An 11,213-nucleotide genomic window follows, 5' to 3' on the forward strand; every position below is an offset into this window, starting at 1 on the left:
ATGTTAGCACCTATTGGTTGGGTCATGTGTATGTTATGTTGGTTACTGGTTCCAGGTTATGCAACAGCCGATTATTTAACAGCATTCATGGAACGAACCGAGTTCCGTGTTTTCGCATTTATCGTGAAACGCTTTCGCGTTTTTCGTGCGCCGCTTCAGCCGGCGCTGGTGCGGCGGTCGCCGCCGTCGACCGCGCCGCAGCGTGCTGGCCGAAGCCACCATCCCCGAGCTTTCGCACACCAGCAAGAGGCGGCCGTGGGATCATCGGCAACGTCGCGGCCTTCTCAAAACGCGGCGGTTGCTGCGGCAGACGCCGCCGCTCTCCGCGCTGGCCAAGCCCGGACGTGGACGGCGCCGCGCCTGATCATCAAAGCGTGCTCGCCCAGGCGGCGGGCAAGGTCCTGACGGAAATAAAATCAAAACCGCTGCTGTCGTGCTTCCACATTCCGATCACGCGCACCCTGCTCGCAGCGCCAACGAGGCCATGATGATCGCCACGCAGCTTGGGCTTTGCGGTGGCGCTGAATCGATTCGCCCGACATCGACCACAAGTCCGACGTCGAAGGCGTGGCGCTGCGACGTGCTCAACGGCACCAGCGCGCGCGACGCTTACGTGGAAATCGTGGACGCGTGGCCCGCCTCGCGCCCGAGGCGCGCATCAATAGCGTGACCGTGCAGAAGATGGTGAAGGCGCAGCGCGGCCGCGAGATCTGCGTCGGCCTGGTGACCGACGAGCCCTTCGGCCCAGGTCGTCGTGTTCGGCGCGGGCGGCACCATGATCGAGCTCATGAACGACCGCGCGATGGAGCTGCCGCTCAACCAGTTTCTCGCACCGCCTCATCGAACGCTGGCGCTGAGCCCAGACGCTGGGCGAATAGCGCGGCGCCCATCCGGTGAACATGGAGGCGCTCGAAGACGTGTTGCTGCGCGTGTCGGAAATGGTGTGCGAGCTGCCGGTGCGCCGAGATGGACATCGACCATCATCGTCGACGGCCCAGGCGCGGTGTCGGTGGAGATGCGCGCATCGTGGTGGACAGCAGCCCTCGGCGGTGGCGAGCCACGTGGGCAGCGGCTTCTCCGGCACCTGGCCATCATCCCAACCCACCGCGCTACCCGGCACGATCGGCCACTTCCCGGCACGGCAGCAACATCTTCACCGTGCGGCCGGTGCATCCAAACAACGCGCAGATGCTGCAGGCGCTGGTGCAGGGTCTACTCGCCCGAAGCCGGTGAGTTCGCTCGTCTCGCGCTTCCACGAACTGCCGCCCTCGATGCTTCTCGCGCTGCCACGCTGATCGACTACGACCGGAGATGGCGCTGGTGGCCGTGGTGATGCAGCGCCGGCGACGCGCCCGACGGCGCCGTCCTGGACAGCGGGCGCGTGGTCGGGGCGTGTCGCGCTGCGTACCGCCGACCCCCGAGACCAGACCAGCTGCGAGTATCGCTGGTGGTGGCCGACGAGCTCAGCGGCGAGGGCATCGGCTCGCGGGCTGCTCGAAGCGTCGTCGACGTCGCGCGCCGACCGCAGCATGTAGCGGAAGTCGACGGGCTCATGCTCGCCGACGACCCGGTAGTGCTCAAGCTGGTGCGCGCATCGGCTTCGCCGTGAAGTGGTTCCCGAAGATCCGGACTTCAGACTGGTGACCTGCCGTTGTGGGGTCACGCCGGCGCGCCGCCGCGTTCGATCGGCGTGGTGGTGTCCCTGGCGGTCGTGCGGTCGAGCGCGGCGCAGGCTCTTCGGTGCGCGACCACCGCCTTCCTGCGCTCGCGCTCCAGGGCAGCCGGCGTGGGAGCAGCGCGAGGATTCTCGCCGACGGTAGTGCTCACGCCGTTCTTCACCACGTACTCAACAGCGGCCACGGCCTTCAGGTCCTCCAGCGGATTGCCGCGCACGATCACGGGTTATGTTATGTTAATTACTTGGTGGGGTTATGTTATGTCATCCTTTATTGGCTCAGTTGTTATAGAGCCGATATTAGGCACTACCCAGTGAACCTCCTCGGTTTTCGCATTTATCGTGAAACGCTTTCGCATTTTCATCACACTTCACCTGCATGATGTCATTCCAATTAATTCTTCTGGCAACTTGGATCAAAAACCTTCGTATTTAGGTTACCTAATTGTTTGTAATGTGCCAATTTACCGAGTTCTCTTTTTCGCAGCTTCAAGATTCGATGCGGTTTGCTCAAACCCATTACATAAGTTTCAGAGCTCCCGTCAAGCGGCGATATTTATTCGCATTCAGTATAAAACAAAAATATTAGAATTCGCAGCAGTTTGCAATGTTGGCTCTTTTCGACCAAATCGATTAAAAACATCTGTTTTACGAGTATCAGTAGCACTCGATATTTGGAGTGCTCTCTAAATTTTTCCAACTTTTAAACAAATCCTTGAAGCGATATTTTTCTTCAATTCTTCCGCTATAAACAGCTCCAAAGTACGTCGTATCTCCATGCCCCAGCATCAAGTAACCTTAGAAACAGTTGATTAATTGTAAGCAAAAAAACATATCGTTCAAAAAAAAAATTTAAATATTACCTTTAATTTTGTAAATCTATTCATGAATCTAAAAGTTAATTTTAATGAAACGCAACTGCTATAATTTTTCCAATTGATTATTTTTGACAAAAAATTATATGTAAGTTTGGCATATTCAAAAAACAAGCCATATTTTTACAAAATAGTCATTTAATCCTTTGCATACAAACTTATTTAATATCGTTTTATTATCAATTTTCCTGTAACCATCGGAAATCGCTACAGTGTATTCACAAGAGATAAAAACAAAAAAAGCCTTTATCAACTGTAAACAAACAGATCAACCTCCAACTGTAGTTATTGACACTATATAAAATTCGATACTGTCAAGTACTAAAAAGACTTTTCTTTGACGGAAAAGTAAAGTACAGAGCGAAGGATTATGCCAAGATTGATAAAGAAAAAGTTCATTACTTTATATGATGAAGCCGAACTTTACTATAAAGATGTTGGAATTAAAATCTGGTATTATCGTCCTGAAGACTATAAAAAGACAGGTTTATGCGATGATAAAAATTATGCGGGTTTTATCACAATATCCAAAACTTAAACAAAGAGCCGCGAAGTAAGCCGGATTATATTCGTTTTAATTTCAAAACTAGAAAAAGCTTTAATTTACAATTGCAGGACAGAGACGAGGTAAGTTAAGTAGAAGCTGCTATTCTAAAAGAAAATAAATTTGGGTTTATTTTCAAAGATCCATTGGTTTTTACAACAGCAGCTGATGTGGATGATCCCTGAATACTACTTTCAACGATAAATTAGAAATTTATTGCAAAAGGAGCCATTACCGGTTTAACCAATATGGTTTATCCCAACGTTCCTACTCCGCTTGGCATTGCATTTGCCTATTTCCCAATAAGTCAGGAAAAAAGCATTCCGGTATTATTATCCTAGTTATAATGATTCGAATACAAGAAGGCTTGTCTTTGCAGAATATGGGATATTATTTTGCTTTAAGCGATGATTTATACATTTAACTGTTTTAGGAGATTATATACCAATGGTAGTTACCATAAATTGAATCTGCATTATGCCACAAATATTGAGTATTGGGGAATGTCAACATTCGTTTTGAAATATCAATAAACAAGTGGACGAGGTTATCCTGGTATACCAAACAAGGTATTTACTCATCAGCTTCAGTGGACACATTCAAAAGACACTAAATAGATCCTAATTCAAGTTTTCTGCTTCCCGTGAATATGGGTAGCAGTAGAAATTCTTTAAAGCGATCTCTTAATCAGGCCAACATTAGGATCTAACTAAAATAATACATTAAGTTCTTCTGTCTTATAATTAAAACGTTTAATACAGTTCACAGAGCTGGTATATCGCTATCATTTACATGAACAAAATACACAACAGGAAGCGATGCCGATGACGTTGCCGGCTTTACAGCTGATGTTGGCCGTGTATCCTTTTGTTGGAAAAGATGGCATTAAAAGGTCTTATAAAAACATGGACCTCCAATATCGTTTAACAATAAACCATTTTAATACTACTGATTCTTTGTTCTTTAAACCACAAATGTTCACGAGACGCCAAATAGGTATGCAGCATACAATACCGATTCGTTCCAATTTTAAAGTATTTAAATATTTTAGTGCGCGGCATGTACCAATATCAGGAAACCTCGGTTAATCAAACCATTGAAAAAAATTATGATGTAGAATCAAAATAAGGTTATTGATAAAGTTGAAATGGTTTTGATGCTTTTAGAACCTACAATTTTCACGCAGACTGGGAACAACTCTATATATGGTACTTTTTAATTTTGGAGATGATCAAAAAAATACAGTCTATTCGTCACGTTATGCGTCCAACTGTTACCTACGCTTATACACGAGTTTGGAATATTTACGATACTTACGCAGTAGATGCTTCAGGGAAGAACCTTTACTGAATATAGGCATTGCAAACGGAATTTTTGGAGCACCGGGAAAAGACAAATTATAACATTGTAACTTGCCCTGAGCAATATCTTTGAAGCCAAAGTAAGAGACAAAGACAAGCACAAAACAGAGACGAAGAAAGATAATGCTGCTAAACAACTTAAAACTTTGGTTACGCAAGCTTTATGATTTTTAATGCAAATGGCAAAGAAACTTTAGCCTGGCAGCCCGTTCTTGTAAGTGGAGGAACACGATTTGACAACAAAATGAACATGAATTTTGGCGCGAAACATCAATCCTTATGCTACTTGACAATTTCAGGCAAAAAAATCGATATGTTTAATATTGATAATGGCAGAAGTATTTTTAGAATCACAAGTGCTAATGTTTATCTTAAATTATTCATTTCTAATAAAGGAAGCGGAAAAGAAGAAAACAAGCAAAGCGAGCAGAATGGTGGTCGTCGGGTCATTTATTTTGAAACGAATGCGGACTTCAAATAAACAACCGGAAACAGTACATTGCAAATAAAAAGATGATGAAGATGATGTTATTACCGAATTTTTTAAAGCAAAACTCCATGGGACATGACATTGGCTTACTCTTAACCTATAGCAATCTAAATCGTGAAAATCGAATAAGCGGAAACTCAATAGTGGTATTTGCTGATCTGGATATACTCCAAAATGAAAGGCGGGGTTTCTACCGGTTTCGATTTTTTTGTACAAAGGGCGTTACTTTACCCAATTTGGTTTTGAAAGAGATTTGTTGAGCTGGAGAATGGCTTTAACTAGTTCTACCGCTTCGTAAAACTGGAACTTGAAATTCTTTATCAAAATAATGCAAATGTTAGCGATATTAAATAAAACAAAGATACTTCTAAATAGATAAATAACTCGAAATAAAAAATAATTTGGTATAAAAAATCAGTCTTTACTGAAAAAGCGCCTGCTCCAATTGGCTCATATAGTGGAGCTGTATTGTGGAAACACACTTTATGGTTCCGGGCAAATTGCTATAAATCCTGCTAACGGAAAACTATTAAAACATGATGATGAGAAACAACCAGTTATGCAAACATTGCTGCTATTCTGAACTGCAGATATGACTTTAAAACATCATTAAAGCAACTATTTTCTCTATGGATATGAATAATTTTGCTGCAATTAATGCGATTTTACGGTACTTGTTTTTGACAAAAACCAGCTCCGACGCAGCAAAACACCAACGGTTGTTTGTTTGCCAAAAAATGCAAATGTTGAGATTTCTATAATTGCTGTGCAATAACATTAATAATAATTGTGCCGTTGCTTCATACGTGGCCAGCGGCACATTATGCACATCACTTATACCGAAGCAGCATATTAATATCTACTTCCATAGACATGGTTTGCTAGTGGGTCTTTAAAAAAGAAAAGTACCTTAATCTACCCTTCTGCCACTTTCGCAGCTATCTGAGCATCTCCTCCTCAAACCAGCCAAATTAACCACCTTAAAGCCTGATTTTCAGCATTTTTCCCAATGATCCTCTCGCAATAAGTTAACTCTTCATTTTCTAAAACAGTTCTATTTTAATTAAAGACTTGAACAGTGTATTTACTTTTATCATGGGCGATAATTGCAATTGTTATACGTCTTTCATAAATTAACAATACAGTTAATATCAAAGCTAAGTAAATAAAAATATCTTACTTTTAAAACCATTGAACATCAAATCTTAACAGAAAAACTTTCAAAAAACAGAACAGGATTTTGAATTATATTCCATAAAAAACCACTTTAGGATGAAACAGCTTGTATATCTTTTAAAAAACTTAGCAGCTATCTCTATAATTGCAATGCGATGGCATTAGTAACAATTATGTCAAAGCTCATTTGTTGCCAACGGCACAGTGCATCGCAAACACGATTGACATATAATATCAAGCTCATGAGCATGACTTGCAAGAGGATCCTTAAAAACTCATTGCATTTTGCCTTCTGCTACACGTGCTGCCAATTGCCATTCACCACCATTGGTCCTAAAACTTTTCTTTTTACCTTAAAACCAGCATTTACAGCTTTGCTTCCGGTAGTTCCAGTTGCGATCAGTTTAATATTTTCCTGAAGTAGAAGTGTTTTGTTTTTGTAAAAACTGAACCATATCTGCCCTTCTTCCAGTCGTGGGCTATTATAGCTATTTCCATAAATTTAATTACTGATTAGCAACATGGTAAGCAATAAGTCCATCAATAAGGCCTTCTAAACATTCCTAATTGAAGTTCATATTTCTCAAATGTTTCCTGTAATTCATGTTTAAATCGAAAGCAATTGAACCTACAAAATAAACCAAAACTCTTTACAGTTATCAATTTGTTTGATATAGTTTTTAACGAAGGATTTCATTGCCTTGAATGATTATCCACAAATTGCGTGTATTATGTTGATTAAAAACTTAGCAAAAGTGCCAGATACGCATTTGGATTTGGCTCTTTGTATAATTTATTTTTGATGAAATCAGGATCTAAATCATCTATTTGAATTCAACTGCCAATTCCTTAGGCATTTTATTGAAATAAGGTTTTTTCTGATTAATTCCTTTCCAAAAACATTTCCACTGCAATCATCCATGGCAATCTAACCTAATGACTGAACTTTTTGATGCCAATATTTTTCCATCAAAATAGCTGCAGTTGGAACCTATTATAAGATGCTCACAATTGCTTCTTCTCCTTTGGAGTCATTAGGACTCCTCAGTAGTTTCTCCTGAACATCAACATTGCATGGGAAAATGACCTGAAAGATTTCTTTAACAGTTTCATTCTCTCAAGTTCCACAACCTGCTCCGTAAAAGAACAAATGTGAAGCATTTTGTTTTGTAGTATATCAAAACGGTCATTTAATCGGGTAACGATTTAGGTCCATCAAGTTTGAATTAATCCTAAAGTTTGTGTGGTGAATATAATTATTTTCCATTATCATCAATCCAAATCCAATCGGCTTTAGTAGATCCACTATCAACTATTAATTTCATTTTATTTCATTTGGATTTAGTTTCTTTAGCTAAATGAAGAGTGTGTTTACATTAATTAAAGAAGTAACAAAATAAAGTCCCGTTACTTGAGATAACGGGATTTGAAAATATATAATATTATTTAAACCTGATATGAACAGACAAATCAATTAATTACTAGAGTATCATTATCATTATCATACCCGGATACAAATTAAAGTTGAATTTAAACCAATTCCTGCCAGTACATCAACAATTGAAGTTCTTTTATCAGAAATAAAATACCTAGAAACAACAGCATCTTCAGTATATCCTAAGATACCTTTTGATTGTAGTTTCTGAAGCTGTTTCCAAAACTCCAGGATTTCTTAGTATGAAGTTTCTTTGATACTTGCATTTTAAATCTACTACAGAAACGTTGAGCAGTAGGAACACGGAAAGACATTTCCAGTTAATTTTCCATTAGAAAGAAGGAATTACTTTCCAACAGCTCTGCAGCTCCTGTCAAGAAGGAGATAATATAATAAAGCTGCACGTCCCACCTCTCCAGTCTTTTCTGGAAGGTTCCATCAGCCGCAGTAGTTTAGTGGAGTCTTGGCGTGAACAGGTTGTCATAAGGTTCTTCAATTCCAGAAGTTGTCAGTAAATAACTCAGCTAAAGGAGCTAAACAGATTTGTCATACAAAGCGTTCAAACAACTAAGTCAGAAGCTTTCGCCAGTAGTGATTTCTACTCCCATTACAAACATTGGAACATATCCAGACAGAGACGAAATAATTACTAGCACCACCTTGATGTGTGTACCTAATTTGCAGTTTCAATGGTTGTGAAGAATACCGATTCATTCTGCAACTACGTCAACATCAACTTCGTTCCGATTTTGAGTCAGCCGATTCTTTCTGCAGTGCGATTCAGGATATTTCTTCCGTTTACATAAAGTTTTCCTTCTTTAACTTCAACAGTACCGTTGAAACGACCGTGAACTGAATAATTTAATAAGTAAGCCAAGTGATTGTACATCTAATGAATCGTTGATTGCTACTACTCTACATTATCTCTATTGAAAGACTATCTGAAAAACAATTCTTCCGATTTGGTTAAATCCGTTTATTCCTAATTTTACTTTTGACATTTTACTTAATTTTTGCTTTGTTTTTATTTACCTACTATAAAGTTGTAATTTTAGCCACAATAAAGTTCTTTCCTTTTAAAGTTTTATTTATTTGTTATGTGGACATTGAGATGTAGAACACTCTAATAATTCTATATGATTTTGAGATTTGCCCTTAATCCCCTGTATTAACGGGGGTTAAAGCTCTCTGTCACGTGAACCGACCGTGTAGTTGATGTGCCTTGGATTAAAGATTTGGGACTGCTTTACTAGACGCTGTAAACCCAGTAGAAGCAGTGGGGGAACCACCACGCTGCATGTCCTAAAAACCAAAATTTTTATCGTCATACTCAGGTAAATTAGCTTCAACGTAATCTTTTAAAATCAAATACATTTTTACCAATTTTATCGCCTTCAGCAATTACCACTATACTTGATGATTTTCCTGAAGCTTTACTTTTTTGAAAGTATCAGTAATCTTTCTAAACCTAAATCTTCTTCAGGAATAAGGATTTCTTCTAGGGCGCCAGCTCCAATTCCGGCGTCACAAGCAATGCCCTGCGTCTCTACCCATAACCTCTACAAAAAATAATGGGTTATGTGAACTTGCAGTATCTCCATTTATCAAATACAATCTACAACAGTATTTAAGGCAGTATCATACCCTAAAGTATGGCTTATTGCCAAAATATCATTATCGAATTACGGGAATCCCATTTACCGGGAAATCATATTCTGAATGCAAAATTAATCCTCCGGTAAAACTTCCGTCTCCTCCAATAACGACAGAGCATCAACTTGTATTTAAAAGATTCTCGTGGCTTTTTTCTGCCTCCGGGGTTCTGAACTCAACAAACGAGCCGATTTTGAGGATTAGTTCCCAGCCCTTTGTTACAATATTACACTTCGAGGACCCATTTCTTTGAAATCTCCTTCGATAATTCCCTGATACCCTCTATAAATTCCTATGCGTTCTCTATTATGATAAGCGCATGTTGAACAACTGATCATATGCGGCATTCATTACCAGTAGTCTCCTCCTGAAGTTTGGAACCTTCTTTTTATTGTTTTGGCATTATTTCATGCTTTGAAGTCTAAAGTAGCAAACATTAGCCACTTTTAGGGTTATGTTTATAATAAATTAATAAATATGTAAATTCAAACATCTCGGTTTTAATAAGTTTTTCGATAGTAAAAAATTAATTAAAATAATAAAAGCCACTTATTTTAATTAAATCCTTAAAATTAACAATACATAAATGAAGTGTTATAAAATTTTAAAGCTTTCTCATTTTCACTAAAAAATAATTAACCGCTAAATTTGGCATTAAAAAAAACCGGTATGAGAATAATGGTTTTATTAAAATCATATTTTAACCAAATTGTTTAAAAGTTAGTTATGCGGAATTAAACCTTCATTATTATTTTGTGGTGGCGGGTTTTTTTTCTCTCTTTTTTATCCTCTTTCTTTTTATTTTTATCAGCCTCTTTTTAGTTGTAAAGTTGACAAAACTCGGATTTTAGATTAAAATCTGTAAATCATCGTCGATTTTTTTATTGCTCTTTCTAATTTATGATCTTTGAATAGCTTGTTTACCAGCTCACTGAAAGTCTCAAAATCTACTTAATTACAATACCAACTCCTTGTGTATAACCAACTCCCTGCCCTATAATTGATATCATTTTCTTTATTAAACAAACGAAGGTTCATCGATCCGTCATCGTTTACACGATATAATATCTCAATATCACCCACAATTGCAGTAGATTACACCCTCAAACCGGAATTCCAGACTTGCCATTGATTGTAATCTTTTCATTTATCTGAGACGATATGTCGCCACAAACTGACCATGAGTTTCCTGCCCTAATATTTTTATCTGCAGTAATATAATTTAAGTGATATTAACCTTATCATTATCCAATTTTATAATACCCTCCTAATAAACTGGGACGCTGTGTCTGTAATGTCCCTGATAAATCCTGACTAAATCCATATCTCTCATAAAGGATACCAGTTAACAATAACTCCAATGCTTGTGTTTATTAACATATGTCTTTATCGTATAACTTATATTGTATCTCAGATTTAAGAACATACTAACAGATGGAAACTGAATATCAAAATTAGGTTACAGGACTGGTTAAATCTCCTCTTAAACCGATCACAACTTCTACAGGAACTTTTTTATTGAATGACGAAGTATTGTAATAAAACTCAGGAATTGCAGAGGTTCTGTAAATCACTTCCAGATTGAGCTGCGCTTCATCGGGTTTTCCTTCCCAAATGATGAACCACCTTTTAACGGCAAATTTTTTATCAATTAAACCACCGTATTTGAAATTATAGGTTCCTTCATATCCTGGAAATGTCCCACATATTAAATTTACCCAGCGTATTAATTTTAAATAATAAATTACCGTATCCTTTCCTTTCATCCCGTGACCGGAATTCCTGTCAGGATTACTTCAACTCGGCATCCGGCGTGATGTCAAAATCAAATTCTAATTCAAGACCATTATAATTTTTGGTCTTATTCGATAATGCATTTGCTAAATTGTATTCTTCTGGCGTAACAAATGTATCCAACTGCTTTATTCAGACACTTTACGTGATTTGTTGATGGATCTTTAACTCAGTACCTCTCCAATTTCATCTGATAACAACAACCTATGC

The 11,213-nt window shown here is 39.3% G+C and carries 7 protein-coding genes and 2 pseudogenes; 6 read left to right on the plus strand and 3 right to left on the minus strand.

Annotated features, from left to right (window positions below; all coding sequences use genetic code 11):
• Nucleotides 1–567 precede the first annotated feature (567 nt).
• Together AC0IYS_RS30795 and AC0IYS_RS30800 are read left to right on the plus strand one after the other, a co-directional pair.
• The gene (locus tag AC0IYS_RS30795) at nucleotides 568–897 is read left to right on the plus strand and encodes an acetate--CoA ligase family protein (protein ID WP_471708762.1); all 330 of its coding nucleotides are present in this window, start codon (nucleotides 568–570) and stop codon (nucleotides 895–897) included.
• Nucleotides 898–1,450: 553 nt separating this feature from the next.
• Nucleotides 1,451–1,609, plus strand: a complete 159-nt coding sequence (locus tag AC0IYS_RS30800; protein WP_471708764.1) for a hypothetical protein — start codon at nucleotides 1,451–1,453, stop codon at nucleotides 1,607–1,609.
• A gap of 50 nt (nucleotides 1,610–1,659) precedes the next feature.
• Here the strand turns inward: AC0IYS_RS30800 and AC0IYS_RS30805 are convergent, their stop codons facing one another.
• Complete coding sequence (locus AC0IYS_RS30805) at nucleotides 1,660–1,827, minus strand: hypothetical protein (protein ID WP_471708765.1); 168 nt, start codon at nucleotides 1,825–1,827, stop codon at nucleotides 1,660–1,662.
• Between the two features lie 1,497 nt (nucleotides 1,828–3,324).
• Between AC0IYS_RS30805 and AC0IYS_RS30810 the strand changes: the two are divergent.
• From AC0IYS_RS30810 to AC0IYS_RS30825, 4 genes and pseudogenes are all read left to right on the plus strand, one after another.
• Nucleotides 3,325–3,518, plus strand: a pseudogene (locus AC0IYS_RS30810) (putative LPS assembly protein LptD).
• A gap of 346 nt (nucleotides 3,519–3,864) precedes the next feature.
• Entirely contained in the window at nucleotides 3,865–4,182 is a 318-nt protein-coding gene (locus AC0IYS_RS30815) for a putative LPS assembly protein LptD (RefSeq protein ID WP_471708959.1), read from the plus strand.
• A gap of 70 nt (nucleotides 4,183–4,252) precedes the next feature.
• A pseudogene (locus tag AC0IYS_RS30820) lies at nucleotides 4,253–4,444 on the plus strand (putative LPS assembly protein LptD); the annotation flags it as partial.
• A 174-nt stretch (nucleotides 4,445–4,618) separates the two neighbouring features.
• Complete coding sequence (locus AC0IYS_RS30825) at nucleotides 4,619–4,936, plus strand: hypothetical protein (protein ID WP_471708766.1); 318 nt, start codon at nucleotides 4,619–4,621, stop codon at nucleotides 4,934–4,936.
• A gap of 2,686 nt (nucleotides 4,937–7,622) precedes the next feature.
• Here the strand turns inward: AC0IYS_RS30825 and AC0IYS_RS30830 are convergent.
• Nucleotides 7,623–7,790: a hypothetical protein gene (locus tag AC0IYS_RS30830; RefSeq protein ID WP_471708961.1), complete on the minus strand. Its 168-nt coding sequence runs from the start codon at nucleotides 7,788–7,790 to the stop codon at nucleotides 7,623–7,625.
• Nucleotides 7,791–10,663: 2,873 nt separating this feature from the next.
• Nucleotides 10,664–10,975, minus strand: a complete 312-nt coding sequence (locus AC0IYS_RS30835; RefSeq protein ID WP_471708767.1) for a translocation/assembly module TamB domain-containing protein — start codon at nucleotides 10,973–10,975, stop codon at nucleotides 10,664–10,666.
• Nucleotides 10,976–11,213: the final 238 nt, after the last annotated feature.

The sequence above is a fragment of the Duganella sp. AC237 genome (genome assembly GCF_979254035.1).

Bases quoted from the DNA above. Each gene is read 5' to 3' on its own strand.
- AC0IYS_RS30825 (WP_471708766.1), top strand. From the start codon at position 4,619: ATGATTTTTAATGCAAATGGCAAAGAAACTTTAGCCTGGCAGCCCGTT.
- AC0IYS_RS30835 (WP_471708767.1), bottom strand. From the start codon at position 10,975: ATGAAAGGAAAGGATACGGTAATTTATTATTTAAAATTAATACGCTGG.